At 72.8% G+C, this 26,122-nt stretch carries 28 protein-coding genes and 1 pseudogene; 9 read left to right on the top strand and 20 right to left on the bottom strand.

Translation table 11 applies throughout. The features are described from left to right. Positions 1 to 59 precede the first annotated feature (59 nt). Complete coding sequence (locus ACNF49_RS43330) at positions 60 to 1,334, top strand: MFS transporter (RefSeq protein WP_482941358.1); 1,275 nt, start codon at positions 60 to 62, stop codon at positions 1,332 to 1,334. Beyond that, complete coding sequence (locus tag ACNF49_RS43325) at positions 1,331 to 2,053, top strand: B3/B4 domain-containing protein (protein WP_357967599.1); 723 nt, start codon at positions 1,331 to 1,333, stop codon at positions 2,051 to 2,053. The genes ACNF49_RS43330 and ACNF49_RS43325 overlap by 4 nt, the downstream gene beginning before the upstream one ends. Positions 2,054 to 2,078: 25 nt before the next feature. Here the strand turns inward: ACNF49_RS43325 and ACNF49_RS43320 are convergent, their stop codons facing one another. After that, positions 2,079 to 2,312 carry a hypothetical protein gene (locus ACNF49_RS43320; RefSeq protein ID WP_357967601.1) on the bottom strand — a complete coding sequence of 78 codons (234 nt, stop codon included), beginning with the start codon at positions 2,310 to 2,312 and terminating at the stop codon, positions 2,079 to 2,081. A 143-nt stretch (positions 2,313 to 2,455) separates the two neighbouring features. On the opposite strand from ACNF49_RS43320, the gene ACNF49_RS43315 reads away from it, so the two are divergent. Continuing rightward, entirely contained in the window at positions 2,456 to 2,833 is a 378-nt protein-coding gene (locus ACNF49_RS43315; protein ID WP_482941357.1) for a hypothetical protein, read from the top strand. Here the strand turns inward: ACNF49_RS43315 and glnA are convergent. Together glnA and ACNF49_RS43305 are read right to left on the bottom strand one after the other, a co-directional pair. Next, positions 2,821 to 4,245 (bottom strand): type I glutamate--ammonia ligase, encoded by a 1,425-nt coding sequence (gene glnA / locus ACNF49_RS43310; RefSeq protein ID WP_357967604.1) that lies wholly within the window; start codon positions 4,243 to 4,245, stop codon positions 2,821 to 2,823. The genes ACNF49_RS43315 and glnA overlap by 13 nt on opposite strands. A 95-nt stretch (positions 4,246 to 4,340) precedes the next feature. Then, complete coding sequence (locus ACNF49_RS43305) at positions 4,341 to 5,363, bottom strand: hypothetical protein (protein WP_482941356.1); 1,023 nt, start codon at positions 5,361 to 5,363, stop codon at positions 4,341 to 4,343. Positions 5,364 to 5,440: 77 nt separating this feature from the next. Here ACNF49_RS43305 and ACNF49_RS43300 point away from each other — a divergent pair, with 77 nt between their 5' ends. The 4 genes from ACNF49_RS43300 to ACNF49_RS43285 are packed head-to-tail and all read left to right on the top strand — an operon-like array spanning position 5,441 to position 8,707. Next, on the top strand, positions 5,441 to 5,902 hold the full coding sequence (locus ACNF49_RS43300) for an RDD family protein (RefSeq protein WP_482941355.1): 462 nt from the start codon (positions 5,441 to 5,443) through the stop codon (positions 5,900 to 5,902). Beyond that, the gene (locus ACNF49_RS43295; RefSeq protein ID WP_482941354.1) at positions 5,899 to 7,095 is read left to right on the top strand and encodes an MFS transporter; all 1,197 of its coding nucleotides are present in this window, start codon (positions 5,899 to 5,901) and stop codon (positions 7,093 to 7,095) included. The genes ACNF49_RS43300 and ACNF49_RS43295 overlap by 4 nt, the downstream gene beginning before the upstream one ends. Before the next feature lie 48 nt (positions 7,096 to 7,143). After that, the gene (locus tag ACNF49_RS43290) at positions 7,144 to 7,782 is read left to right on the top strand and encodes a TetR/AcrR family transcriptional regulator (RefSeq protein ID WP_482941353.1); all 639 of its coding nucleotides are present in this window, start codon (positions 7,144 to 7,146) and stop codon (positions 7,780 to 7,782) included. After that, on the top strand, positions 7,766 to 8,707 hold the full coding sequence (locus tag ACNF49_RS43285; RefSeq protein ID WP_482941352.1) for a glycoside hydrolase family 113 protein: 942 nt from the start codon (positions 7,766 to 7,768) through the stop codon (positions 8,705 to 8,707). The genes ACNF49_RS43290 and ACNF49_RS43285 overlap by 17 nt, the downstream gene beginning before the upstream one ends. Here the strand turns inward: ACNF49_RS43285 and ACNF49_RS43280 are convergent. The 15 genes and pseudogenes from ACNF49_RS43280 to ACNF49_RS43210 form a co-directional block, all read right to left on the bottom strand. Next, positions 8,688 to 9,452: a class I SAM-dependent methyltransferase gene (locus tag ACNF49_RS43280; protein WP_482941351.1), complete on the bottom strand. Its 765-nt coding sequence runs from the start codon at positions 9,450 to 9,452 to the stop codon at positions 8,688 to 8,690. The two genes, ACNF49_RS43285 and ACNF49_RS43280, sit on opposite strands and share 20 nt — an antisense overlap. Continuing rightward, positions 9,452 to 10,132, bottom strand: a complete 681-nt coding sequence (locus tag ACNF49_RS43275) for a DUF4191 domain-containing protein (RefSeq protein WP_352323051.1) — start codon at positions 10,130 to 10,132, stop codon at positions 9,452 to 9,454. The genes ACNF49_RS43280 and ACNF49_RS43275 overlap by 1 nt, the downstream gene beginning before the upstream one ends. A gap of 57 nt (positions 10,133 to 10,189) precedes the next feature. Then, entirely contained in the window at positions 10,190 to 10,354 is a 165-nt protein-coding gene (locus tag ACNF49_RS43270) for a hypothetical protein (RefSeq protein ID WP_482945661.1), read from the bottom strand. Between the two features lie 261 nt (positions 10,355 to 10,615). Further along, positions 10,616 to 12,417 (bottom strand): annotated as a pseudogene (locus tag ACNF49_RS43265) (glycoside hydrolase family 3 C-terminal domain-containing protein); the annotation flags it as partial. Between the two features lie 184 nt (positions 12,418 to 12,601). Next, positions 12,602 to 13,393 (bottom strand): alpha/beta fold hydrolase, encoded by a 792-nt coding sequence (locus tag ACNF49_RS43260; RefSeq protein ID WP_482941350.1) that lies wholly within the window; start codon positions 13,391 to 13,393, stop codon positions 12,602 to 12,604. After that, positions 13,390 to 13,773, bottom strand: coding sequence for a VOC family protein (locus ACNF49_RS43255; RefSeq protein WP_482941349.1), 384 nt, complete (start codon positions 13,771 to 13,773; stop codon positions 13,390 to 13,392). The genes ACNF49_RS43260 and ACNF49_RS43255 overlap by 4 nt, the downstream gene beginning before the upstream one ends. A 96-nt stretch (positions 13,774 to 13,869) precedes the next feature. Next, positions 13,870 to 14,826 carry an AraC-like ligand-binding domain-containing protein gene (locus ACNF49_RS43250; protein ID WP_482941348.1) on the bottom strand — a complete coding sequence of 319 codons (957 nt, stop codon included), beginning with the start codon at positions 14,824 to 14,826 and terminating at the stop codon, positions 13,870 to 13,872. 115 nt (positions 14,827 to 14,941) lie between these two features. Next, positions 14,942 to 15,871, bottom strand: coding sequence for a lipoyl synthase (lipA, locus tag ACNF49_RS43245; RefSeq protein WP_482941347.1), 930 nt, complete (start codon positions 15,869 to 15,871; stop codon positions 14,942 to 14,944). 42 nt (positions 15,872 to 15,913) lie between these two features. Further along, entirely contained in the window at positions 15,914 to 16,897 is a 984-nt protein-coding gene (locus tag ACNF49_RS43240) for a M48 family metallopeptidase (RefSeq protein WP_482941346.1), read from the bottom strand. 57 nt (positions 16,898 to 16,954) lie between these two features. Further along, entirely contained in the window at positions 16,955 to 17,647 is a 693-nt protein-coding gene (gene lipB / locus ACNF49_RS43235) for a lipoyl(octanoyl) transferase LipB (protein WP_357967633.1), read from the bottom strand. Between the two features lie 37 nt (positions 17,648 to 17,684). Then, positions 17,685 to 18,422: a Type 1 glutamine amidotransferase-like domain-containing protein gene (locus ACNF49_RS43230; protein ID WP_357967634.1), complete on the bottom strand. Its 738-nt coding sequence runs from the start codon at positions 18,420 to 18,422 to the stop codon at positions 17,685 to 17,687. A gap of 36 nt (positions 18,423 to 18,458) precedes the next feature. Beyond that, positions 18,459 to 19,352 (bottom strand): TIGR01777 family oxidoreductase, encoded by an 894-nt coding sequence (locus ACNF49_RS43225; RefSeq protein ID WP_357967636.1) that lies wholly within the window; start codon positions 19,350 to 19,352, stop codon positions 18,459 to 18,461. Between the two features lie 67 nt (positions 19,353 to 19,419). Beyond that, positions 19,420 to 20,865, bottom strand: a complete 1,446-nt coding sequence (gene sucB / locus ACNF49_RS43220) for a 2-oxoglutarate dehydrogenase, E2 component, dihydrolipoamide succinyltransferase (RefSeq protein ID WP_482941345.1) — start codon at positions 20,863 to 20,865, stop codon at positions 19,420 to 19,422. 38 nt (positions 20,866 to 20,903) lie between these two features. Continuing rightward, positions 20,904 to 22,268: a dihydrolipoyl dehydrogenase gene (lpdA, locus tag ACNF49_RS43215; RefSeq protein WP_357700698.1), complete on the bottom strand. Its 1,365-nt coding sequence runs from the start codon at positions 22,266 to 22,268 to the stop codon at positions 20,904 to 20,906. Between the two features lie 51 nt (positions 22,269 to 22,319). Continuing rightward, positions 22,320 to 23,789, bottom strand: a complete 1,470-nt coding sequence (locus ACNF49_RS43210) for a leucyl aminopeptidase (protein WP_357967641.1) — start codon at positions 23,787 to 23,789, stop codon at positions 22,320 to 22,322. 105 nt (positions 23,790 to 23,894) lie between these two features. On the opposite strand from ACNF49_RS43210, the gene ACNF49_RS43205 reads away from it, so the two are divergent. Continuing rightward, positions 23,895 to 24,242: a GntR family transcriptional regulator gene (locus tag ACNF49_RS43205; RefSeq protein ID WP_352353377.1), complete on the top strand. Its 348-nt coding sequence runs from the start codon at positions 23,895 to 23,897 to the stop codon at positions 24,240 to 24,242. Here ACNF49_RS43205 and ACNF49_RS43200 read toward each other — a convergent pair. Then, positions 24,217 to 24,534 (bottom strand): hypothetical protein, encoded by a 318-nt coding sequence (locus ACNF49_RS43200; protein WP_498703418.1) that lies wholly within the window; start codon positions 24,532 to 24,534, stop codon positions 24,217 to 24,219. The genes ACNF49_RS43205 and ACNF49_RS43200 overlap by 26 nt on opposite strands. A 117-nt stretch (positions 24,535 to 24,651) precedes the next feature. Further along, a complete protein-coding gene (locus tag ACNF49_RS43195; RefSeq protein WP_482941343.1) occupies positions 24,652 to 25,065 on the bottom strand; it encodes a hypothetical protein in 414 nt (137 codons plus the stop codon). Between the two features lie 134 nt (positions 25,066 to 25,199). Here ACNF49_RS43195 and ACNF49_RS43190 point away from each other — a divergent pair, with 134 nt between their 5' ends. After that, entirely contained in the window at positions 25,200 to 26,087 is an 888-nt protein-coding gene (locus ACNF49_RS43190) for a CPBP family intramembrane glutamic endopeptidase (RefSeq protein ID WP_482941342.1), read from the top strand. Positions 26,088 to 26,122: the final 35 nt, after the last annotated feature.

Here is a 26,122-nt window from a genome sequence, read left to right as displayed (position 1 = left end):
AATGCCCCGTACGGCGACGCCTGTTGAGGGGAAAAGCGGCGTTTGAGCAGGCTGTGGGCATGCGAATGTTCGGTTTCTCCCTCGCCTACTTCCTGGTGATCCTCGACACGACCGTGCTGACGATCGCGCTGCCGGACCTGCGTGCCTCCCTCGGCGGCTCGCTGGCCGGGCAGCAGTGGGCGGTCAACGCCTACACCGTCGCCTTCGCCGCGTCGCTGCTCACCGCCGGCGCCGTGGCCGACCGGTTCGGCGCGGCCCGCGTCTTCAAGGCCGGGGTGGCGTTGTTCGGCGCGCTGTCGCTGCTCAGCGCGGCGGCGCCGGACCTCGGCGCGCTGGTCGCGCTGCGCGCGCTGCTCGGCGTGGCCGCGGCGCTGTGCACGGGCGGCTCGCTCGGGCTGCTCGCCGAGATGTTCCCGGCGCCCGTGGCCCGCGCCCGCGCCACCGGCCTGTGGGCGGCGCTCACCGGCTCGGCGCTGGCCGCCGGCCCCCTGCTCGGCGGCCTCCTGGTCGGCCTGTCCGGCTGGCGCGCCGTCTTCCTGGTCAACGTGCCCTTCGCCGTGGCCAGCCTGCTGATCATGCGGAACGTCGCCTCCCCGCGCGGCTCGCGGCGCATCGACTGGCAGGTCCAGGCCCTGGCCTGCGTGCTGCTCGGCCTGGTCGCCGAGGCCCTGATCGACACCTCCGCGCTCGCCGCCGCGCTGGCCGTGGCCGCCCTGGTGGCGCTGGTGCTGGTGGAGCGCCGCAGCCACGCCCCCGCCCTGCCCGGCGGCCTGCTCGCCGCCACCTGGCCGGAGCTGCTGGCCGGGACGGTCGCCAACTTCGCCTTCTCCGGCGCGCTGTTCGTGCTCACCCTCCTTCTCCAGGACACCCGCCACCTGTCCCCGGCCGCCGCCGGGCTCGCCTTCCTGCCGCTCACGCTGCCCATGACGGTGAACCCGCTGCTCACCGGCCGCCTGGTGGCCCGCTACGGCCCCCGTCCGCCGATCCTGGGGGGTCTCGCCCTCCTCGCGACCGGGCTGGCGGGGGTGGCGTTCACCGACGTGCTGGCCCCCTGGCTGGTGGTCATGGGGTTCGGGCTGTCGTTCGTGTTCCCGGCGCTGATGGCGGGCATGGTGAACGCCGCCCCCGCGGGCACGGCGGGCACCGCGGGCGGCGTGCTGAACGCCTCCCGCCAGGTCGGTGCCACCCTCGGCGTGGCGGTGCTGGGCGTCGTCGGGCGGCCCCTGCTCGCCGCGGCCGTCCTGACGGCGGTGATGTTCGGCTGTTACGCCCTGGTCGCCGCCCGCGCCCGGCAGGCCGCGCGGGGACGACAGGAGGCCGCCGCAGTATCGTGAGGCGCACGAGAGAGACGACCGGCGAGGTGACAGTGCGTTTCCAGCATTCCGCGGACATCTGGCGGGACTTCCCCGACCTGGTGCCCTTCGCGCTCCACGTGGCGGGCGTCGACGCCGCCGCCCGCGTCGACGACCAGGTGGCCCGCTACTGCGACCTGGCCGCCCGGCGGGCCGCCCCCGAGAGCGAGCTGCCCGAGATCCAGGCGTGGCGGCGGGCGTTCACCCGGATGGGGCTCAAGCCGACGCAGTACCGGTGCGCGTCGGAGTCGTTGCTGCGCCGATTCAGGAAGGAGGGCGCACTGCCGCGCCTGCATCCCCTGATCGACCTGTGCAACGCGGTCTCGATCGCCTTCGCCGTGCCGGTGGCGGTGTTCGACGTCTCCCGCGTCTCCGGCTTCGTCGAGGTGCGGTACGCCTCGGGCGAGGAGACGTACCTGACCTTCTCCGGTGAGACGGAGCACCCGGCCGCCGGAGAAGTGATCTTCGCCGACGCGGACGGCCGGGCGCACGCGCGCCGCTGGACCAACCGGCAGAGCGGCCTGTCGGCGGTCCGCGACACCACCACCGACGTGCTCATCGTGGCCGAGGCCCTGCACGAGACGGCCCGCGCGGACGTCGAACGCCTGGCCACGGCCCTCTACGACGAGCTGACCGCCCTGTGGCCGGTGTCGCCGAAGTCGGAGATCCTCACCGCGTCGGCGCCCCGCTTCGACTTCTGACCACGGGACGGTCCCCGCTCATGGCTCAGCAGGGCGTGAAGTAGACCTTCTGGGTGCCCGACAGGATGCCCCACTCGCCGGCGGGCTGGCCGCAGCCGAACCACCGCTGGCCGACGAGCTGGTCGCCGTTGAAGTAGGCGAAGACGACGAGGAGGTCGCCGCCGGGGGGCGGCGGCGGGATGGCGTGAGCCGGGGTCGAACCGAGACAGAGCGCGCCGGCGGCCAGCACCGCGGCTAACAGCCCTCGTCTGATCCTCATGACGGTCCTCCAGATCCTTCGGGCGCGTTCGGCCGATGGCCGGTTGCGTGATCTGGGATCAAGGTAACCGCGTTCGGCGAAGCCCGCCAGATCCCTCGGAACCGGCCGTTGCGGGGGAGCGGAACGGGTGCCACGCTCTCCCCATGAGCCGGCTGCTTGCCCAGTTGCCCGCGCTGCTGGGCGTCGTCGTCGGCGCCCTGGCGACGCTGGCCACGACCCGAGCGGCCGACAGGGCTCAATGGAACCGGGAGATGCGCACACGATGGGACGCCCAGCGTCTCGACGCCTACATGCAGTACGCCGGCACGCTCAAGGACCTGTCGGTCCTGGCGCAGAGGGCGACCGCGAGGAAGCGGCCGGGCGCGCGCAGCGAGCCGATCGACGCCGAGGAGGTCGGCCGGCTCTACGCGGCGGCTCCGTCCCGCAGGAGTGAGCGAAAAGGGGCCCGGTGCCGCCATCGGCGCCGGGCCCCCTCCGTTCCGCGTTCTCCCGTGGAAGAACCGCGGGCTCACACGTCGTAGTACAGCTCGAACTCGTGCGGGTGCGGCCGCAGGCGGATCGGGTCGACCTCGTTCTCCCGCTTGTACGACACCCACGTCTCGATCAGGTCGGGCGTGAACACGCCGCCTTCGAGCAGGTAGTCGTGGTCGGCCTCCAGCGCGTCGAGCACCTCCGGCAGCGAGCCCGGCACCTGCGGCACCTGGCGGGCCTCCTCCGGCGGCAGCTCGTAGAGGTCCTTGTCGACCGGCTCCGGCGGCTCGATCTTGTTGCGGATGCCGTCGAGCCCCGCCATCAGCATCGCCGAGAAGGCGAAGTACGGGTTGCACGACGGGTCGGGCACGCGGAACTCGATGCGCTTGGCCTTCGGGTTGGAGCCCGTGATCGGGATGCGCACGCAGGCCGAGCGGTTGCGCTGCGAGTAGACCAGGTTGACCGGGGCCTCGTAGCCCGGCACCAGGCGGTGGTAGGAGTTGACCGTCGGGTTGGTGAAGGCCAGCAGCGACGGCGCGTGCCGCAGCAGGCCGCCGATGTAGTAGCGGGCGGTGTCGGACAGGCCCGCGTAGCCGACCTCGTCGTAGAACAGCGGCGAGCCGTCCTTCCACAGCGACTGGTGGCAGTGCATGCCGGAGCCGTTGTCACCGAAGATCGGCTTGGGCATGAACGTGACGGTGTGGCCGTACTCCAGGGCGGTGCTCTTGATGACGTACTTGTAGAGCATCAGGTTGTCGGCCGTCTTGAGCAGCGTGCCGAACCTGAAGTCGATCTCCGCCTGGCCTGCCGTGCCGACCTCGTGGTGCTGCATCTCGACGTCGATGCCGCACTCGATGAGGTTGCGCACCATCTCCGAGCGCAGGTCGGTGAAGTGGTCCATCGGCGGGACCGGGAAGTAGCCGCCCTTGTAGCGCGGCTTGTAGCCCAGGTTGCCGCCCTCGGCCCGCTTGCCGGTGTTCCAGGCGCCCTCGATGGAGTCGATGTAGTAGTAGCCGGCGTTCGCCTTCGTCTCGAAGCGCACGTCGTCGAAGATGTAGAACTCGGCCTCGGGGCCGAAGTAGGCGGTGTCGGCGATGCCGGTGCCCTTGAGGTACTCCTCGGCCTTGCGCGCCACGTTGCGCGGGTCGCGGCTGTAGGCCTCGCCGGTCAGCGGGTCGTGCACGAAGAAGTTGAGGTTGAGCGTCTTGTGCTGGCGGAACGGGTCGAGCACCGCGCTGGACGGGTCGGGCAGCAGCAGCATGTCCGACTCGTGGATCGCCTGGAAGCCGCGGATGGACGAGCCGTCGAACATGAGCCCGTCGGTGAAGACGTTCGCGCCGAAGTTCTCGACCGGGAAGGTGAAGTGGTGCGTCGTCCCCGGCAGGTCGGTGAACCTGACATCGACGAACTGCACCCCTTCGTCACTGATGAACTTCAGGACGTCGTCGGCGGAGTTGAACACTCTCGAACCTCCCTGAGGGACTGGCCATCATGCCGACGCTAGGTCGCGGCCGTTTCCGTACGGTGTCTCGATTGTTTCGCATGTGTTACGCAGGGTCACGTCCCCTGGGACGTGTCGCAGCCTCCGTCGAAAACCGGCCGGTCGTCCAGGTCGTAGGGGTCGTGGGCCGGGCCTGTCGGCGAGACCGTACCGGGCGCGTCGTCCTCGTAGACGGGGTGGACGAACCCGTCGTCGATGTCGCAATCGGCCGGGGTGCTGCTCATGCCCCAGTCCACGTACATGGCCGGCTTGCCTTCCGAGCGGTAGAGCTGCACCTCGCCGGTGAGCTGCGAGACCAGCCGCATGGTGGTGGCCGGCACGCCGGGGCGGCGCACGGCGTAGACGGCCAGGTAGTTCACCTCGACCTTGACGCCGTGCAGCCCGTCCTCCCGGAAGGTGCCGAGGCGGGCGGTGCCGTTGATCTTGACCACGTCGCTGGCGAGCTCGGCGCTGCCGGGGGCGAAGCTGTTGACCATCTGGCGGCTGTCGTACTTCTTGCCGCCCAGCTCCTTGGAGAACTCCTCGCGCTGGTCGTCGTCGAGCAGCCCGGCGAAGGCCTTGGGCCTGCCGCCCAGCAGCGTCTCGCGGTCGAGCAGGGCGGCCGCCAGCAGGGCGCGGGTGCGCTCCAGGCCCTTGGCCACGTCCGCCTTCGACAGGCCGCCCAGCGCCTTCGCCGCCGGCATCACGAGGCCCGCGGCGCCGTCGGCGTAGTGCTCGGCGGGCGAGCCGGCGAAGGGGTCGTCCGCGGCCACGGGGTTCGCGGGCACGGACAGGGCCTCCAGGCCCGGGTTCGCGCCCAGCAGGTCGGGACGGTAGGTGATCACGACCCCCGCGGCGCCCACGATCGCGCACAACGCGATCAGCGCGACCGACATGCGCCCGAGCCGGCGCGGACGATGGTCGACCGGCATGTGGCCGGCGGGTAAGCGGTCCCGCCGCGGCGGGCGTGGCGCGCGTTGCCGCGGCACACCTTCCCTGGCCCCCTTGGCGGCGGACGAGCGCATCCTGCGGCGCTCGCTCTCGTCGATCTGCGCGACCACCTCGTTGAAGCGCGCGTCAAGGTCATCCCCGTGTGGCATGGCGACCATGATGGCGAGGGCAGAGCGCGGTTGGGTCACGATGCCGACCGGCCCGGGGGCCGGATACCGTTGACGGCATGAGCAGCAACGAGCCTCGGTGGACGCAGACCTGGCTGGGCGGCATCCGGTCCGCCGGGATCGACCTCGGATACCCGGGTGAGCGTCTCGGGCTGCCCGAGGAGGGCAGCGGATCGGTCGCCGGGTGGGGGCGCAGGATCGCCGCGCTCGTGATCGACTGGATGATCTGCACCTGGGTCGTCGTGCAGCTGCTGCTCAGGATGAACCCGGCCGAGTCGCCGTGGGCGCCCGTGGCGGTGTTCGCGCTCCAGTACCTGCTGCTCGTCGGCTTCATGGGCCAGACGTTCGGCCACCGGCTCGCCGGCATCCGCGTCGCCGCCATGGACGGCGGCGCCCCGCGCCTGCTGCCCGTGCTGGTGCGCACCGTCCTGCTCGGCCTGGCCCTGCCGGCCCTGATCTGGGACCGTGACCACCGCGGGGTGCACGACCGGGTGTCCAACACCATGGTCGTCCGGATGTGACGACCGGCCGGGCCGGGGAGGGCCGCTGGTTCGGCCCGCTCATGGTGGCGGCGGTGTGCGTGCAGGCGGCGACGTTCGCGGCCCGTCCGATGGTCAGCTACCGGGCCATCGAGATCGGCGCGGGCAACCTCGGCATCGGGCTCATCACCGCCGGGTTCTCGGTGCTCCCGCTCTTCGCGGCCGTCTCGGTGGGCCGCTGGGTGGACGCCTCCGGCGAGCGCGGCGCGGCCCTGCTGGGCGCCGCGCTGATCACCGGCAGCGCCCTGGCCCTGGCCGAGGCCCGCTCGTTGTGGGCGCTGGTGCTGCTCAACGCGCTGTTCGGGCTCGGGCATCTGCTGTCCGTCGTCGCCCAGCAGGCCGTCATCGCCAACCGGGTGGCCGCCGGGGGCCACGACCGCGCCTACGCGCGCTTCACCGTGTTCACCTCGCTCGGCCAGCTCGCCGGGCCGTCCGCAGCGGCCCTGGTGGCGGGCGGCACGCTCGCCACCAGCGGCAACGCAGGCGGTGCTGCCGGCGTCGGGCCCGCCCTCGTCGTGGCGGCCGGGTTCGGGCTGGTGGCGGGGCTGGCGAGCCTGTGGACCGACGGGCCGGGCCCGGCGCGTGCGCGGGCCGCCGTGCGGCGTTTCCCGCTGCGGGGCACGCTCGGCCAGGAGGGCATGTGGCAGGCCCTGGTCACGAGCCTGGCCACCGTGTCCACGATCGACCTGGTGCTGGCGTACCTGCCGGCCTGGGGGCAGAGCCGCGGCGCCGGGGTGGTCGCGGTCGGCGCGCTGCTGGCGCTGCGGGCCGCCACCACCATGGCGAGCAGGCTCGCCATGGAACGCCTGGTCCTGCGGTACGGCCGCCGCGCCGTCCTGGTGACCAGCACCGTCGTCGCCGCGGTCACCGTCGCCGCGCTGCCGCTGTGCGGTACGGCCGCCGCGGTGCCGGTCGTCGCGCTGATGGGGTTCGCGCTGGGGCTGGGCCAGCCGCTGACGCTGTCGTGGGTGGCCGGTCGCGCGCGGGCGGGCGAGCGCGGCACGGCGCTCGCGCTGCGCCTGACCGGCAACCGGCTGGGACAGGTGCTGGTGCCCGCCGTGGCGGGCGTGGTGGCGGGGGCGACCGGCGTGCTCGGCGTCTTCGCGCTCAGCGCCGCCATGCTCGCCGCCACCGCCGGTCTGGCCGCCCGCGCGCCGATGAGCACCGCGGAATAATTTCCGTACCGGGTTTGAATTCTTACCCGGTACGGTTATCGTGGAGTCATGATGGCGGGGCTCAGGGAGCGCAAGAAGGAGCAGACCCGGCGGCGCATCGCGGAGACGGCCCTGCGGCTGTTCGCCGAGCGCGGCTACGACGCGGTGACGGTCAACGAGATCGCCGAGGCGGCCGGGGTCGCGAAGGTCACGCTGTTCGCGTACTTCCCCAGCAAGGAGTGCCTGGCCCTCGACGGCGTCGCGGAGGACACCGCCGCCATCGTGGCGGGCCGCGCGCCGGGCGCCTCGCCGCTCGGCGCGCTGCGCGAGCACTACCGGTCGATGGCCGCCCGGGGCGCGCGGGAGGTGGACGTGGAGGGGCTGCTGACCCGCGTCCGGGTGATCGCGGCCGCCCCGGCGCTGCTGGCGGCCGTCCAGCAGACCCACGCGGGGGAGCGGCACGCGCTGGCCGCGGCGCTGGCCGAGGCCGTGGGCGCGCCCGCGGGCGACCTGACCGCCCAGCTCATGGCGGCCCAGATCACCGCCGCGATCACCACGCTGCAGGAGACGTTCTTCCACCGGCTCGCCTCGGGGGGCTCGCTGGAGGAGGCGGGCCGGCTGCTGGCGGACGACGTCGAGACGGCCTTCGATCTTCTCGAAAACGGCTTCTCATCCATAAAGGGGGAAAACGGTGAAAAAAGGGATTAACTACGACACTGGGTTTCTGAACGGCCCGCAGCTCACCCGCCGGACCTTCGACCCCGACGTCGTCGCCCGCGAGATGCGGGTGATCGCCGACGAGCTCCACTGCACGGCCGTCCGCGTCTCCGGCGGCGATCCCGACCGGCTCTCCGTCGCGGCCGAGCGGGCGGCCGCGGCCGGTCTGGAGGTGTGGTTCGCGCCCTTCCCCGTGGACGCCACCGCCGAGCAGGCCGTCGCCCTCTACGCCGACTGCGCCGCCCGCGCCGAGTCCCTGCGCCGCGCCGGCGCCGAGGTGGTGCTGGTCGCCGGGTGCGAGTCCAGCGCGTTCTGCCACGGCTTCATCCCCGGCGCCACGTACGGCGAGCGCCTGGCGGCCATGACGACGGCCGACCTCGCCTGGTGGCAGTCGACGGCCGCCGACGTCGCGCCCCGCTTCAACGCCTTCCTGGCCGAGGCCGCCGCGGCGGTCAGGGCCCGGTTCGGCGGCCGGCTCACGTACGCGTCGGGCCCCTGGGAGCTGATCGACTGGACGCCCTTCGACATCGTCGGCGTCGACGCCTACCGCGCCGCCTACAACGCCGCGGACTTCCCGGCGGAACTGCGGGCCCACCTCACCCACGGCAAGCCGGTGGCCGTCACCGAGTTCGGCACCTGCGCTTACAAGGGCGCGGGGGAGCGGGGCGGCTCGGCGTACGTGGTGCCCGAGGGGGCCGTGCCCGACGAGGGGGAGCAGGTCCGCTACCTGGAGGAGCTGCTCGACGTCTTCGAGGCCGAGAGCCTGGAGGCCGCGTTCTGGTTCACCTTCGCCGCCTACAACCGGCGCGGCGCCGACGACCTCGGCTCCTACGGCGTGGTCAGGATGCTCGACGAGACCCGCTGGGAGCCCAAGGAGGTCTTCGCCGCGCTGGCGGCTAGGTATTCGCGCAGGTGAAGATGGCCGTGCCGGGGATGTGCCGGCCGCGCAGCGGGCTCCAGCCGCCCCACGCCCGCTCGTGCCCCTGCGGCCACTCCGGCTCCAGCAGGCCGGTGAGGGTCAGCCCCGAGGCGGCCAGCAGGCCGATCCAGTCGCCCATCGTGCGATGGTGCTCGACGTAGGAGGGGGCGCCGTCGTCGTCCCGCTCGACGTAGGGCGAGCGGTCGAAGTAGGAGCGGTCGGAGGTGAGCCCGCGCGGGCCGGGATCGTCGGGGAAGGCCCACCGGATCGGGTGGCTCACCGAGAACACGAATCGGCCGCCCGGCCGCAGCACCCTGCGCACCTCGCGGAAGACCGCCAGCGGGTCGGCCACGAACGGCAGCGCCCCGTACGCCGAGCACGCCAGGTCGAAGGCGCCGGACGCGTACGGCAGCGACTCGGCGTCGGCCTGCGCCACGGGAACGCGCAGGCCGGTGTCGAGGTCGATGCGCTGGGAGTGGCGCAACTGCCGGTGGGAGATGTCGAAGGCGGCCACCTGGGCCCCCTGCGTCACCAGCCACCGCGCGCACTGCGCCGCGCCGCAGCCGATCTCCAGCACCCGCCGGTCGCGCACCTCGCCCAGCAGGTGCGCCTCGGCCTCGTCGACGCCCTCGGGGCACCAGACGAACCCGGTGTCCCGCAGGAAGCCGCCGTGCTCGACCTGGTAGTCGTCGGCGTTGCCGTCCCACCAGTGGCGGTTGGCCCGCGAGGAGACCGACAGCACTAGCGCATCTTCGGGCCGCGCGGCATGCGGGCCCCCTTGGGCATCGGGCCCTTCGGCATCGGCAGGTTCTTCGGCAGCGAGCGCAGCCGGTCCTTGACCTCGTTGACCGAGGGCTTCTTCAGGTTGCGCGGCAGCTTCATGATGTGCCGCTGGAGCTTGGCGATCGGCACCTGGCCCTCGCCGTCGCCGCACTGGATGTCGTAGATCTCGACGCCCAGCACCACGCGCGCGACGCGCTTCTTCTCGGCCGCGAGCATCTTGGCCACCCGGTTGCCCGGCCCCTCGGAGACCAGCACGACCCCCGGGAAGCCGACGACGAGGTGGACCAGGTCCTGGTCGCGGTTGACGGCGATGGCCGGGGTGACCTGCCAGTTGCCCCGCATGCCCTGCAGGACCGCGGCGGCGGCGCCGGTCTGGCCGTGCAGGATCGAGTACTGGGCCTTCTGGGCGAGCTGGCCGAAGACGACCAGCCCGACGGTGAGCGCGGCCAGGACGCCGATGAACACCGAATACCACAGGTAGTCCGTGACCAGGCCGATCACGACGACCACAGCCAGCGTGCCCACCGCCGAGAGGAAGACGATCGGCATCCCCTTGGGATTGGCCTGCTTGATGATCTGCGCGATCATGCGGAGCTGCTTGATGCGCCCCGGCTTCTCTGGATCCTCGGACTTTGCCATGCTCAGAAGGATACAAACCAACTGGTGCACTATGGAAAACGCGACCGGCCTTTGTCGCTAGATCTTCACCGTGATCGACAGCCTCGGGTCCGCGACATGGTGCGACGCCTGGAGCGTGTACTCGCCCTCGACCGTGCGCCAGCCGTCCTCCCACACCTGGAAGGCGCTGTCGGGCAGGAAGACGGTCGTGATCACGGTCTCTCCCGGCTCGGCCTCGACCACGTCGAACCCGGCCAGGCGGCGCTCGGCGCCCTGACAGAGGTAGATCTGCACGACCTCGCGGCCGAAGCGGTCGCCGGTGTTGGTCAGCGCGACGGTCACGGTGGCGCCCTCGGCGGCGATGGAGTCGTAGCTCCACGTCGTGTAGCCGAGGCCGTGGCCGAACCAGAAGGCCGGAACCCGCCCCGACCGCTCCCAGGCCCGGTACCCGATGGACGTGCCCTCGTCGTAGGCCACAGCGCCGTCCACGGGGGTGACGTCCGTGACCGGGGCGTCCGCGAGCGTCGCGGGCCACGTGGTGGGCAGGCGGCCGCCGGGCTCGGCGCGGCCCGACAGCACGTCGGCCAGCGCGGCCCCGGCCTCCTGCCCGGGGAACCAGGTCAGCAGCACGGCCGCGACCTCTCCCGCCCACGGCATCTCCACCGGCGAGCCCGCGTTGACCACGACCACCGTGCGCGGGTTGGCCGCGGCCACGGCGCGGATCAGCTCGTCCTGGCGGCCGGGGAGCGCCAGGGTCTCGCGGTCGAAGCCCTCGCTCTCGACCTCCGGCGTGGTCGAGGCCACGACCACCGCCACGTCGCTGTCCGCCGCGACCCGCACGGCCTCGGCGATCAGCTCGTCCGGCCCCGGCGCCGGGTCGGCGTGGCCCAGCGTGTACGCCACGAACGCCATGCCCCCGAAGGCCCCCGCCGGATGCGTCACGGTCAGCTCGTACGGCCGGCCCGCGGTCATCTCGGCGGCGAAGCGCCGCTCCGGCGGCGACAGGAACGCGGCCGCCGGGTCGCCGCCTTCCGGCTCGATCGCCGCGTCGAAGACGGTCTCGCCGTTCACCGTGACGGTGAAGGCGCCCACGCCCGCCACCGACAGCTCGTGCCGGCCCGACCTGACCGGCGTGTACGCCGCCCGCAGCCGCACGGCCCCGAGCCGCTCGCCGTCCACGTCCGGCGGCAACTGGCCGACCCACCGCGCCTCGGCCGCCGCCAGCGGATGCTCGGCCAGCAGGCCGCCGCCCGCGTCGAGGAACTGCGCCACGACCGGGCAGGCCAGCGGCGCCAGGCGGATCCGCGGATCGGTCCCGACGGCGTGGCGGACCTCGACGCCCTCCAGCGCGCTCAGCCCGGCCAGCGGGGAGACGATCCGGTCGGGGAAGACCTGGGCGCTGCCGCCGCCCATGACCCGGGCCTCGCCGGCGGCCGAGCCGATGAGCGCGAGCGTGCGCACGTCCCGCAGCGGCAGCACGCCGTCGTTGGTGAGCAGGGTGAACCCGCGCGCGGCCACCTCGCGGGCCAGCGCGACGCCGTCGACGGGAGCGGGGGCGGGACGGTCCCCGCCGCCGCCGAGCGCGCCCGTGCGCCGGGCCAGGCGCAGGACGCGCCGGACCTTGTCGTCGACGACCGACTCGGGCACCCGCCCCTCCCTGACGGCGGCCTCCAGCTTGTCCCCCCACGGGCCGAACGGGCCGGGCATGGCCACGTCGGTGCCGCCCAGGGCGGCGGCCTCCGTGCTGCGCACAGCCGTCCAGTCGGACACGACGAGCCCGTCGAACCCCCACTCGTCCTTCAGCACGCCGTTGACCAGCGCGGAGTGCTCGGTCATGGTGGTGCCGCCGACCGAGTTGTAGGCCGTCATCAGCCCCCACGCGCCGGCCCGCACCACCCGCTCGAACGGCCGCAGGTAGACCTCGCGCAGCGTCTTCTCATCGACCCGCACGTCCACGGTGAAGCGGTCGGTCTCGAAGTCGTTGGCCACGAAGTGCTTGGGCGTGGTGGCCACGCCGCCCTCCTGCACGCCCTCGACGTAGGCCGCGCCGATCTCGCCGGTCAGGTACGGGTCCTCCGAGAAGCACTCGAAGTGCCGGCCGCCGAGGGGGAGCGGTGCAGGTTGATCGTGGGCGCGAGCAGCACGTGCACGCCCTTGCGCCGGGCCTCCTGGGCCAGCAGCGCGCCGGCCCGCCGGACGAGCTCCACGTCCCAGGTGGCCGCGAGCGCGGTCGGGCTGGGCAGCGCGATCGACGGGTCCGCGGAGGTCCACTGCTCGCCGCGGACGCCGATCGGGCCGTCGCTCATCACGAGCCGGTCGAGCCCGATCTCGGGGATCGGCGGAAGGGACCACATGCCGGCCCCGGTGAGCAGGCGGATCTTGGTGGCGAGGTCGAGCCGGGCGATCAGTTCGTCGAGTTCCACGGCATCAGTGTTCACCAGAAAACCGAGCACTCGATAGGTTTGTGACCTTTACGTTACGCAAAGCCTGTCATCGGGCGAAGAACTCCAGCAACTCGGGCACCAGCGCCTCCGGCGTCACGGCGTGGGACTGCTCCTCCAGCACCCGGTGCCGCGCCCCCGGTACGCCCGCCGCGACCGCCAGCGCCGCGGCCGCCATCCACCGGGGGCTCCGCTCCCCGCTCAGCACCAGCAGCGGTTGTGCGATCGCGGCCAGCGTGGCGGCCGGCAGCCGGCTGCCCGGCCCGAGGACGGCCGCCTCGTAGGCCAGCGTGCGGGCCACGCCCTTGAGATGCGCCCACGACGCGTCGGCCCGCATCGCGGCCACGGCCTCGGCCGGCACCTCGGCCGCCTCCACCATGAACCGCTCGACCGCCTCCTCCCAGCGGCCCGCGTCGACCAGCGCGTCGAGCTGCGCGGCGAAGTCGTCCGGCAGCGGGGGAGCGTCGTCGTCCACGTGGTACGGCGGCTCCCACACCGCCACCCTGGTGATGCCGAGGCCCCGGGCGGCGGCCTCCAGCACGAGCGCCGCGCCGGACGAGCCCCCGAACACCATTGCCGTCCCGCCCGCCGCGCCGATCACCGCCGCCAGATCCTCGATCTCCCGCTCGACCGCGTACGGCCGGGTGTCGCCGCTGCCGCCCCGGCCCCTGCGGTCGTAGTTGACGACCGTGAACCAGGGCGCCAGCGCGGCGGCCACGCCCGCCAGCGTGGGGTGCGCCCGGTCGCCGAACGCGCCGTTGACCAGCACGACCGCGGGCCCGGCGCCGTAGCTGTCGAAGGCCAGCACGGTGCCGTCCGCCGAGGTGGCCCGGCCGTTCACGCGGGCTGGACCAGGCAGAGGGCCTCCCAGTGGTGCCCGTCGAGGTCGGCGAAGCCGCGCTGGTAGCGGAACCCGGCCTCCTGCGGCACGCCGGCCGGGGTGGCGCCGAGCGCGAGCGCCTTGTCCACCAGCTCGTCGACCTGGGCCGGGTTCTCCATGCCCAGCACCAGGATGGCCTCGGTGCTGGTGGCGGCGTTGGCGATCTCCTTGGTGACGTACGTGGAGAACGTCGGCTCGGTGAGCAGCATGACCTGCGTCTGCTCGTTGACGAGCATCGAGGCCATGCCCTCGGCCATGCCGTACATCGTGAAGCCGAGCTCGGTGAAGAACTTCTGCGACCGGTCCAGGTCCTTGACCGGGAGGTTGAGGAAGAGCTGCATGTCGTGCTCCTTGGCATCTGAGGTGTTTTGCGACACCTTCAGTCTGCTCACCACGACCCCGCGCGTCTTGGATCCCCGTGCCAGGACGGTTGACGATCAGCGCACGGGGTTGGCGCGCCGGAACTCGGCCGGCGGCAGCCCGTACGCCCGCTTGAACAGCCTGCTGAAGTGCGCCGAGTCGGGCAGCCCCCACCGTGCCCCGACCTCGCCGACCGGCAGGTGGCGGGCGCCCAGCAGGTCGGCGCGGCAGCGCTCCAGCCGCCGGTGCCTGATCCAGGCGGCCACCGTCGTGTTCTCGGACTCGAACAGCCGGTGCAGGTAACGCACCGAGACGTGGTGCGCCTCGGCCACCATCGCCGGGTCGAGGTCGGACCAGCCGAGGCGCTGGTCGATGAAGGCGCGCACGCGCAGCAGCAGGGCGCGGCGGCGGGCGTCCTCGGGCACCGCGGCGGCCTGCTCGGCCCGCTCGGCCAGGGCCGTGGTGACCAGGTCCATCACCACCGTCGCCAGCCTGGCCGCGCTGGCCGGGGTGTAGTCGTCGTAGTCCTGGGTGACCCGGCGCAGCAGCGGCGCGGCCAGCGCGCCGGTGCCCTCGCGCGCCGAGACGGGCACCGCGGTCAGCCGCGCCACGTCGTCGTAGGGCAGCGGCAGCAGCTCGTGCGGGAAGCTGAACACCGCCAGCTGCACGGCCGAGTCGTAGGCCACCTCGTAGGGCCGGGTGAAGTCGTAGATGGCGAACTCGCCCTGGCCGAGGCGGATCTCGCGGCCGTCCTGGCGCAGCACCGGGTTGCCCGAGACGGCCAGCACGGCCCGGTAGAGCTCGGGGTTGTCGCGGTGGATCAACTTCGCCGTGCGGTGGACGCTGTGCGGCGTGGACGTGCGCACCCGGCCCACGCCCACGGGGCCTAATTGCCCCAGCTCGATCTCGCCCCGCAGCGGCGCGCCGGAATCGATGCGCAGGTCGAGCGGCCCGAGCGTGTCGCAGACGATGCCGCGCCAGGCCTCGTGACGGCTGCGCGCGGGCAGGTCGCTGGTGCGGATCACGGTCGCCATCGCCTCGCCCCTCACTCGGCAGCCCTGCCATGCTAAGGACGCGAAAAGCCCCGGGCAAACGGCCCGGGGCTCCGCTCAAGCGGGATCAAGCGGGAACAAGCAGGATCAGGCGGGATCAGGTGGTCTGGCGGGCCGCGATGGCCTGCTGGTAGAGCCTGCCCGCGCGGTAGGAGGAGCGCACCAGCGGCCCCGACAGCACCCCGGCGAACCCGATCGCCTCGGCCTCGGCCTGCAGCTCGACGAACTCCTCCGGCTTGACCCAGCGCTCCACCGGGTGGTGGCGCGGCGTCGGCCGCAGGTATTGGGTGATCGTCAGCAGGTCGGTGCCGGCGGAGTGGAGGTCGCGCATCGCCTCGACGACCTCTTCGCGGGTCTCGCCCATGCCCAGGATCAGGTTGGACTTGGTGACCAGCCCGGCCTCGCGGGCCGTCGTGATCACCCCGAGCGAACGCTCGTAGCGGAAGGCGGGGCGGATGCGCTTGAAGATGCGCGGCACCGTCTCGACGTTGTGGGCGAACACCTCGGGCTTGCTGGAGAAGACCTCCTCCAGCTGGTTGCGGTTGCCGTTGAAGTCGGGCACCAGCAGCTCGACGCCGCAGCCCGGCAGCAGGGCGTGGATCTGCCGCGCGGTCTCGGCGTAGAGCCAGGCGCCGCCGTCGGGCAGGTCGTCGCGGGCCACGCCGGTCACGGTCGCGTAGCGCAGGCCCATCTGCTGGACGGACTCGGCGACCCGGCGCGGCTCGTCGCGGTCGTATTCCTTGGGCTTGCCCGTGTCGATCTGGCAGAAGTCGCACCGGCGGGTGCACTGGTCGCCGCCGATGAGGAAGGTCGCCTCGCGGTCTTCCCAGCACTCGTAGATGTTGGGACAGCCCGCCTCTTCACAGACCGTGTGCAGGCCCTCCCGGCGCACGAGCGATTTCAGCTCGGTGTATTCGGGGCCCGTCTTCAGCTTGGTCTTGATCCACGGGGGCTTGCGCTCGATAGGGGTCTCGGCGTTGCGCACCTCCAGGCGGAGGAGCTTTCGGCCATCAGGAGCAACGGTCACCCGTCCAGCTTACGTCCGCCGCCGAACCGGACCGGTCGAGGGTCAGGTGATGAGCCCGAAGCTGCGGATCGCCCTGGTGTAGTGGCGCAGCAGCTCCTCGTCGATCAGCGCGGACCCGGCGGTGCCCAGCAGCTCCGAGTGCGGCGCCGAGGTCAGCACGCCGTCGTCGGTGAGCCGGTGGCGGGCCAGCGCGCCCTGCCTGATCGCCGTGACGCTCTCGCCGCGCAGCGCCGCGGCCTGCATGGGCGCCAGGTAGCCGCCGGCGGCCGGGCCGCGCAGCTCGTCCAGCTCGGACTCGGACACCACCCGTCGCGCGATCGCCTCCCGCCGCTCCTCGGTACGGGCGTGCCCGGCGCGGGCCAGCGCCGTCAGCGCGTACTCGGCCAGCAGCACCGGCCCGCCCAGCACCCGTCCGATCAGCCGGCCGATGGCCCCCGCCGCCTCGTACGTCGTGCCGGTCTGGTCGATCGGGCCCAGCGAGGACCGGGCGATCGCGGCCTGGGCCTCCTCCCTGATCTTCAGCGGAGCGCTCGACCCGAGCAGCGCGTCGTGCCAGGCGGCCAGCGTGAACAGGGCGCCGTCCACGATCAGCTCCTCGCCGGCCGGGATCCGCGCGTACGCGGTGGCCAGCAGCGCCACCCGCTGCCGCGGCGTCAGGGCCAGCCACAACGGCAGCCCGATGACCAGCACCGGCGTGCGCAGCACGCCCACATGGTCGTAGACGGTCTCGGTGGCCAGGTCCATGACCGCGACCCTGCGCGGCCTCTTGACGCGGGCCCGGTCGGCCACGCGGTCGGCCAGCGCGTACAGCTCGCCGGCCGCGGCGCGGTCGAGCACCTCGGCGTCGGCCGGCAGGCGGGGGAGGCGGGGCCGCAATGCCCATCCCACGGCCAGGCTCACGCCGCCGACCAGCCACGCGACGAGGGAGTCGAGATGCGCCAGCACGGCCCACGCGCCCAGCGCGAGGAAGGCCAGCGTGAGCAGGTGGACCAGCAGCGCGAGGACGAGAGCGGCAGAACGCTTCACACCGGCGATGGTAGGCCGGAAAGATCCGGATTCAACCGCTGTTCGATGCCGATTCGGTCACCTGCGCAGCAGATCCTCCTCGTGCAGGTCGAACGGCTCCTTGCCGAGCGCCTCGGCCAGCCGCTTCTCGGCGATCGGGATGACCTCCTCGACCACGATCCGGCGGCCGGTCTCCGCCGACAACGAGGAGACCCCCGCGTCGGGCAGCCCGCACGGCGTGATCCGGTTGAACCACCTGGGGTCGTTGGCGCAGTTGAGCGCGAACCCGTGCATCGTCACGCCGCGCGCGACGCGGATGCCGACCGCGCCGAGCTGCCGGTCGGGCAGCCCCAGGGCGACGTCGCCGGCCGCCCACACCCCCGGACGCCCCGGCACCCGCCGGCCGGTGACGCCGAAGTCGGCGCACACCTGGATCATCGTCTCCTCCAGGGCGCAGACGTAACGGGTCACGTCGGCGACGGCGACGACGGGGTAGGCGACGAGCTGGCCGGGGCCGTGCCAGGTGACCCGGCCGCCCCGGTCGGCGTCGATGACGGGGGTGCCGTCGGAGGGACGGTCGCCGGGCAGGGTGCGCCTGCCCGCGGTGTAGACGGGCGCGTGCTCCAGGATCAGGACCGCGTCGCCCAGCTCGCCGGCGACCCGCTTGCCGTGCATCCAGCGCTGCAACGACCAGGCTTGCTCGTAGGGGACGTCCACACCAAGGCGGACGACGGCCAGCGCGTGGGGATCGTCCCCGTGGATGGGGCGCATGAGCCTATTGTGCCGTTCCCTCACCCTGTCCGGGTAATCAGGGGGTCAACAGGCGTGGCTCGATCCTGAACTCCTTGACGCCGTTGGAGCCGTCGTACTCCAGCCGGTACGCGTAGGCGCGCGGGTCGACGGTGACCGCCTGGATGAACTCGGTGCCCACGTAGTGCAGGGCGACGCCCTCGTCGGCGGCGTACCCGCCGGGCAGCTCGCCGGAGGCGACCGACTCCTGCAGCAGCGGGCGGCGCTGCGGCTCGGCGTTGTAGTGGACCCCGCACGAGTACGGCAGCAGCGCGAGCCCGTCGGCCCACGGACGCAGCGCCGGGCCGAAGGAGTCGGTGTTGCCGCCCACGTGCCAGCACAGGGCGCCCGCGCTCTGCCCGGACAGCACCACGCCGGCCCGCCAGGCCTCCTCGAAGACCTCGTCGAGGCCGTGCAGCCGCCACAACGCCATCAGGTTGGCCACGCTGCCGCCGCTGACGTAGATCATGTCCTGTTCGAGCGCCCAGGCCCGCGCGTCCTCGACGTTGGGCATGGGGAAGACGGTCAGGTGGCTCAGCTCGACGTCCCAGCCTGAGAAGGCGCCGTACATCTTCAGCAGCCAGTCGGAGGAGTCGCCGAGGGCGGTGGCGACCAGGCCGAGCTTGGGGCGGTCCTGGCCGGTCAGGTCGAGGCCGTAGCGCAGCAACCCGCTCGCCTCGATGAAATTGTGGCGCTCGCTCTGACGGAACGACCCGCCCCCGATGGCCAGAATGTGCGACTGCCCGGACCTGCTCATGTCGGATCTCCTGCGTGCTGAAGGACGAACGGCACCCTACAGTACGGCGCGCAGCGCCTCGTCGAGACGGGTATGCGTGAAGCCGTAGCCGCTGTCAAGCAGTTTCCGCGGGATCATGCGATGGCTCGGCAGCAGCCCCGCGCGGGCGAATTCGCCCACCCCGATGGACAGCGCAAACGCCGGTACGGGCATGGGAACCGTGCCTTTACGCAGGCATTTACCCAGAGTGCGGGTGAATTCTTCGTTGGTGACCGGAGAAGGGGATCCCAGATTAACCGGCCCCTCGATATCCCGATTTTTCAGGATATGCAGTGCGGCGGCCACCCAATCGTCCAAGGAGATCCACGACCAGTACTGCCGGCCCGTCCCCAGCGGCGCGCCCAGCCCGACGCGGAAGATCGGCAACATGCGCCCGAGCGCCCCGCCGTGCCGGCTCAGCACCATCGCCGTGCGCAGCCGCGCGACCCGGCAGCCGGCCTCGGCGGCCCGTTCGGCCTCCCGCTCCCAGCGCTCGCACAGCTCGGCCAGGAACCCTCGGCCCCTGCCCTGGCTCTCGTCGATCTCCCGGCTGCCCGTGTCGCCGTAGAAGTCGACCCCGGACGCCGACAGCAGCACCTCGGGCGGCCTGCCGAGCGCACGCAGGGCGTCGACCAGCAGCCGGGTGCCCTCGACGCGGCTGCGCACCAGCTCGCGCTTGTAGGCGGTGGTCCAGCGCCGGTCGCCGACCGAGGCCCCGGCCAGGTGCACCACGCCCTCGGCCCCTTCGAGCGCGGCCCGGTCGATCACCCCCGCGGACGGGTCCCAGAAGGCCTCTCCCGGCCCCGCGGGCTCCCGCCGGACCAGGCGGACGACCTCCCGCCCCTCGTCGCGCAGCGCCCCGACCAGCGCCGTACCGATCAGGCCGGACGCCCCGGTCACGATGATCGCCATGGTCCCCACAGTACGCCAAAGGCCGGGCGGCCCCCGAAGGAGCCACCCGGCCTTTCACGGGTAATGACTACGCGAGCCCGAGCTGGGCCTCGAAGCGGCCCTCCTCCAGGCGACGCTTGATCGTCGTCAGGAAGCGGGCGGCGTCGGCGCCGTCGACCAGGCGGTGGTCGTAGGTCAGCGCCAGGTAGACCATCGAACGCACCGCGATGACCTCGCCCTCGGGCGTGTCGAGCACGACGGGCCGCTTGACGACCGCGCCGGTGCCGAGCATGCCCACCTGCGGCTGGTTGAGGATCGGCGTGTCGAACAGCGCGCCACGGCTGCCGGTGTTGGTCAGCGTGAACGTGCCGCCGGTGACCTCGTCGGGCGTCACCTGGTTGTTGCGGGTGCGCTCGGCCAGGTCGGTGACCTTGCGGGCGAGGCCGGCGAGGTTGAGGTCGCCGGCGTTCTTGACGACCGCCGCGAGCAGGCCGCGCTCGGTGTCGACCGCGACGCCCAGGTTCTCCACGTCGAAGTACGTGACCTCGTTGGTCTCGTTGTTGATCGTGGCGTTGAGCTTCGGGTGCTGCTTGAGCGCCTCGACGGTGGCCATCGCGAAGAACGGGGTGAAGGTCAGCTTCACGCCCTCGCGGCGGAAGAAGTCGTCCTTCGCCCGCGCCCGGAGCTGGGCGATCTTCGTGACGTCGACCTCGACGACCGACGTGAGCTGCGCCGCGGTCTGCAGCGACTCGACCATGCGCTTGGCGATGGTCTGACGCAGCCGCGTCATCTTCTCCGTACGGCCGCGCAGCGTGGTGTCGACCTCGACCGGCTCGGGCGCCGCGGCGGCCGGGGCCGGCGCGGCGGCGGCCGGCTGGGCGGCCGGAGCCGCGGCCGGGGCGGCGGCCTGCTCGCGCTGGGACTTGGCGGCCTCCAGCACGTCCTGCTTGCGGATGCGGCCGCCGACGCCGGTGCCGTTGATCGAGTCGAGGTCGACGCCGTGCTCGTTGGCGAGCTTGCGCACCAGCGGCGTCACGTAGGGGCTGTCGCCCGAGGACGGCAGCGGCGTGGGCTCGGCGGCGGGCTGCTGCGGAGCCGGAGCCTGCGGGGCCGGAGCCGGAGCGGCCTGCTGCGGGGCCGGGGCCTGCGGGGCCGGAGCCGGGGCGGCCTGCTGCGGAGCGGGCTGGGCCGGGGCCGGCTGCGGGATGGAGGAGGCCGGGGGAGCCGGGGCGGGCTCGGGCTCCGGCTCGGGCTCGGGAGCGGCCTGCGGGGCCGGGGCGGCGGCGCCCGGCTGGGCGTTCTCGTCGATGATGGCGAGCTCGGCGCCGACCTCGACCGTCTCGTCCTCAGCCACGACGATCTTGGTGAGGACACCCGCGGAAGGCGACGGGATCTCGGTGTCGACCTTGTCGGTCGAGACCTCGAGGAGCGGCTCGTCGGCCTCGACGCGCTCGCCCTCCTTCTTCAGCCAACGGGTTACCGTGCCCTCGGTCACGCTCTCGCCGAGCTGGGGCATCTGTACGGAGACCGGCATCGTTATTCTTCTCTCGCGTTCTGATCTCGAGGGCTGGACTAGTTGTGTACGTGCAACGGCTTGCCGGCCAGGGCCAGCATCGCCTCACCGACTGCCTCGGACTGGGTCGGATGTGCGTGGATGAGCTGGGCGACCTCTGCGGGCAGCGCCTCCCAGTTGTAGATCAGCTGGCCTTCCGTGACGAGCTCGCCGATGCGCCGGCCCACCATGTGGACGCCGACGACCGGGCCGTCCTTCTGGGCGATGACCTTCACCGCTCCGGAGGTGCCGAGGATCTGGCTCTTGGGGTTGCCGGCCAGGTCGTAGACCTGCTCGACGATCTCGATGCCGCGCTCGGCGGCCTGCGCCGACGTGATGCCGACCGAGGCGACCTCGGGGTCGGAGTAGGTGATGCGGGGCACGCCCGCGTAGTCGATCGGCGGCGGGTTGAGGCCGGCGATGTGCTCGGCCACCAGGATGCCCTCGGCGAACCCGGCGTGGGCCAGCTGCAGCGTGGGGATCAGGTCGCCGATGGCGTAGACGCCGGGGACCGAGGTCTGGCAGTGCTCGTCGACCACGACGGCGCCGCGCTCGACCGTGACGCCCTGCTCCTCGAAGCCCATGCCGGACGACACCGCGCCGCGGCCGACCGCGACGAGCAGGAGCTCGGCGTCGAGGGTCTTGCCGTTGGCCAGGGTGACGACGACGCCCGTCTCGGTGGTCTTGGCGGAGTCGAAGAAGACGCCCAGCTCGTACTTGATGCCGCGGCGGCGGAAGGCCCGCTCCAGCAGCTTGGAGCTGGACTCCTCCTCGGTCGGCAGCAGGTGCGGCAGCGCCTCGACGATGGTGACCTCGGCGCCGAAGGAGCGGTAGACGCTGGCCAGCTCGACGCCGATCACGCCGCCGCCCAGGACGATCACCGACGACGGCACGCGGTCCATCTTCAGGGTGTGCTCGCTGGTGATGATCCGCTCGCCGTCGATCTCCAGGCCGGGCAGCGTGCGGGGGGCCGAGCCGGTGGCCAGCACGAGGTTGGCGCCCTCGTAGACCTCCGAGCCCACCTGCACGCTGCGCGGGCCCACCAGACGGCCCTCGCCCTCGACCACCGTCACGCCCGCGCCCTTGAGCAGGCCCTGGACGCCCTTCCAGGCACGCGTGACGATCTTGTCCTTGAACGCGTGCACGCCCTGGACGTCGATGCCCTCGAAGCTCGCCTTGACGCCGAAGGACGCGCTCTCGCGGGTCTCGTCGGCGACCTCGGCCGAGTGCAGCAGGGCCTTCGTGGGGATGCATCCCCTGTGGAGGCAGGTGCCGCCGATCTTGTCCTTTTCGATGAGGACGACCGACTTGCCCAGCTCGGCCGCCCGAAGCGCGCAGGCGTAACCGCCGCTGCCGCCACCTAGGACGACGATGTCATAGGCCACAGGAAGGCTCCTTGTCGGGGTGTTCGTGATGCCGTCATCTTTTCATTTGTTTCAGATGCTCGCGTGCCGCTCTGCGAGTCCGATGAGGGTGCGGGTGATGGCGCCGGTGCCGCCCTTGGGGGTGTAGCCGTACGGCTCGCCCTTGTTGTAGGCCGGTCCGGCCATGTCGATGTGCGCCCAGCGCACCCCGTCGGGCACGAACTCCTTGAGGAAGATGGCGGCGGTGAGCATGCCGCCGAAGCGCTCGGGGTGGAGGTTGGCGATGTCGGCGACCGGCGAGTCGAGGCCCTTGCGCAGCTCCTCCGGCAGCGGCATGCCCCAGGCGCCCTCGCCCGCGGCGGTGGCGGCCTCGACGACCAGCTCACGGACGGCGTCGTCGTTGGCCATGACGCCCGCGGTGCGCCAGCCGAGCGCGACGATCTGCGCGCCGGTCAGCGTGGCGATGTCGACGATCAGGTCGGGGTCGTCCTCGGCGGCGCGCGCGATGCCGTCCATGAGCACCAGGCGGCCCTCGGCGTCGGTGTCGAGCACCTCGACGGTCTTGCCGCTGTAGCTGTGGATGACGTCGGAGGGGCGCTGGGCGGTGCCGCTCGGCAGGTTCTCGGCCAGGCAGAGGTAGCCGACGACGTTGACCGGCAGGCCGAGCCTGGCGATGCCGACCAGCGCGCCGAGCACGGCGCCCGCGCCGCCCATGTCGGACTTCATCCAGTCCATGGCGGCAGCCGGCTTGAGCGACAGGCCGCCGGAGTCGAACGTGATGCCCTTGCCCACGAACGCCAGCGTCTTGGCCGCGTCGGGGTGGCTGTAGGCGACGCGGACCAGGCGCGGCGGGTTGACCGAGCCCTGGCCGACGCCGACCAGGCCGCCGTAGCCGCCGTCCTTGAGCTGCTTCTCGTCGAGCACCTCGACGGTCAGCCCGTGCTTGGCGCCCTCCTGCTCGGCGATCTCGGCGAACTTGGCCGGCCACAGGTCGGACGGCGGCGTGTTGACCAGGTCGCGGACGAGCGAGACCGACTCGGCCAGCACGCCGGCCCGCTCGGCGGCGGACTCGCCCCGGCCGGACAGGACGGTGATCTCGGAGACGGGCGCCTTCGGGGCCTCGCCCGTGCGGTAGCGGTCGAAGCCGTACGCGCCGAGCAGCGCGCCCAGGGCGACGGCCTCGGCCTGGGCGTCGTCGTCGGAGGGCAGGGCCAGCGCGGCGCGCGCGGTGCCGGCCAGCGACCGCACGGCGGCGCCGGCGGCGCGGCGAAGGGACTCGTGGTCGGAGGAGTCGCCCAGGCCGACGGCGACGAGCACCGGGGCCTGGACGGCGCCGAACGTGGGCAGCTTGGCCAGCTCTCCGGGTTTGCCGGAGAAGCCGAGCGAGCTGAGGGAGGTGGCGAGGTTGCCGCCGAAAGCCGCGTCGAGGGACTCAGCGCCCGTGGCCGGGCGGGGGCCGTCCTGGCCGGGCCGGAAGCCGACGATCAGGGCGTCGGTGTCGACAGAGACTGGGTCTGCTGAGTTCAGCCGCACAGTGGTCACGTAAACCGATGCTATCCACGGTTTCTGCGTACTCACAAACAGGGGTTCATCCTACAAATGCTGGTCGGGCGCATTACGTTTCATGGTGCTAGTGTCATTAGCATCATGTTGCTCGCGCTCGATCTCAACGACGCACGGCCCCTCCACGAACAGGTGGCCGGCGCCATCCGCCGCGCCATCGGCGAGGGCTCCTACACGCCCGGTGACCGCCTTCCGCCGGCCCGCGACCTCGCCAGGGCGCTCGGCATCAACCCCAACACCGTGCTGCGCGCACTGCGCGACCTGCGCGACGAGGGGCTGCTGGAGTTCAGGCGGGGGCGCGGGGTCAGCGTCGCGGGCCAGGCCGACGGGCGCGCGCTGCTCGTGCAACGCGCCCGGGAGCTGCTGGAGGAGGCCGAGAGGCACGGCTACCGCCGTGAGGACCTCATCACCATCCTGGAGGATCTGCCATGAACCCCCGAATCCCCGCGGCGGCGTGGGGCGCGGCCGTCACGGCGGCCCTGGTCCTGGCCCCCATGGGCCTGCGCGACCGGCTGCCCGACCCGCTGGCCACCCACTGGGGCGCGGCGGGCGTCGACGGCTCGGCGTCCTTCCAGGCCCACGTGCTGACGGTGGCGGCGGTGTGGACCGTGGTGTGGGTCGCGTTCCTGGCCGTCGCCGTGCGGGGCTGGGCGCTGCGGCACCGCAACGGGCGGGCGCTGTGGTGGGGCGGCCTGTTCGGCGGCGGCGTCCTGGTGCTGGGCACGCAGGCCGCCACGTTGTCGGCCAACCTCGACGCGCCCGACTGGACGGCCGCGGGCCTTTCCGGCTGGCAGGTCCCGCTGGTCGTCGTCGGCTCACTCGGCGTGGGCGTGCTCGCGGGTTACCTCGGCAGGGGCGGGCCCGACCCGGTCGAGGCCGTGCAGCCGCCCCCGGCGCTGAAGCTGCGGCCCGGTCGCCGTACGGTCTGGGTCAGCCGGCTGGTCAACCCGTGGCTGGTCGGGCTGACGCTGGTGGCCGCGGCGGCGATCGTCGTGCTGTGCGGGCTGCGCCTGGCCGGCGTCCTGTCGCCGGCGACCATGGCCTCCGCCCTGCCCGGCGCCGTGATCGTGCTGGTCGCGGGGCTGGCGACGGCGTCGCTGTCCGTACGGGTCGGCGACGACGCGCTCGTCATCGGCTTCGGGCCGCTCGGCGTCCCGGCGCGCCGGATCCCGCTGTCGAGGATCGACCGGGCCTGGACGGAGGTCCGCAGGCCGAGCGAGGTCGGCGGCTGGGGCTTCCGCGGCCTGCCCGGCATGGCCACCATCATGCTGCGCGGCGGCGAGTGCCTGGTCGTCGGCTACCGCTCCGGGGGCGGCTGGCGATCAGCATCGACGACGCCGAGCGCGGCGCGTCCCTCATCAACGCCCTCGTCGCGGAGCGTGCCCGGTCATGAGAAAACAGCTTCCCGTCTTCCTCGTCCTCGCCTTCGGGCTGTCCTGGCTGGTGGCCCTGCCCATCTGGCTCGGCGCGGGCCTGAGCTCGCCCGCGGCCAAGGGGCTGGCCGCGGTCATGATGTTCACGCCGACCGCCGGGGTGCTCGGGGTGTGGGCGCTGTCGCGCGCGCCCTGGCGGCGCTGGGCCGCCGAGACCGGCCTGACGCTGGGGGAGAGCAAGGGCCGCACCGGCCGGTACGTGCTGGCCGCCTGGCTGGGCGTGCCGCTGCTGATCGCCGTCTGCGCCGGGCTCAGCACCGCCGTCGGGCTGTTCCCGCTCGACCTCGACCGGTTCAGCCTGTACCGGGCCCAGCTCACGGCCGCGGGCGTGCAGCCGCCGGCCGACCCGGGCCCGGCGCTCTACCTGCAGATCGCCATCGGCGTGCTGGCGGGCCCGGTGCTCAACGCGATCCCGGCGCTGGGCGAGGAGTGGGGCTGGCGGGGCTGGCTGCTGCCCCGGCTGTCCGCCACGTACGGCCCGCTCGGCGGCCTGGCGCTGTCCGGCGCGATCTGGGGGCTGTGGCACGCCCCGCTCACCCTGCTCGGCTACAACTACCCGAGCCTCGGGTCGTGGGCGGCGCTGCAGTTCATCGGCTTCTGCGTGCTGGCCGGGATCGCGATCGGCTGGCTGCGCCTGCGTACGGGCAGCGTGTGGCCCTGCGTGGTCGCGCACGGCTCGCTGAACGCGGTGCTGCCCGCCGTGCTGCTGCTCGGGGACGCCGCCGCGCCGCCCGACACCGCGGTGTCCGGGCTCACCGGGCTGGTCGGCTGGGTCCCGCTCGCCCTGCTCTGCGTGGTCCTCGTCCGCCGCCTGCCGGCCCGCGCCGAGCAGCCGGTCGCCTGACACCGCGTCCGCCGGGAGCCCGGCGCGGCGAGCGC

This window comes from Actinomadura sp. ATCC 39365 (assembly GCF_054392275.1).
This window is presented reverse-complemented; position numbering and strand designations above follow the sequence as displayed.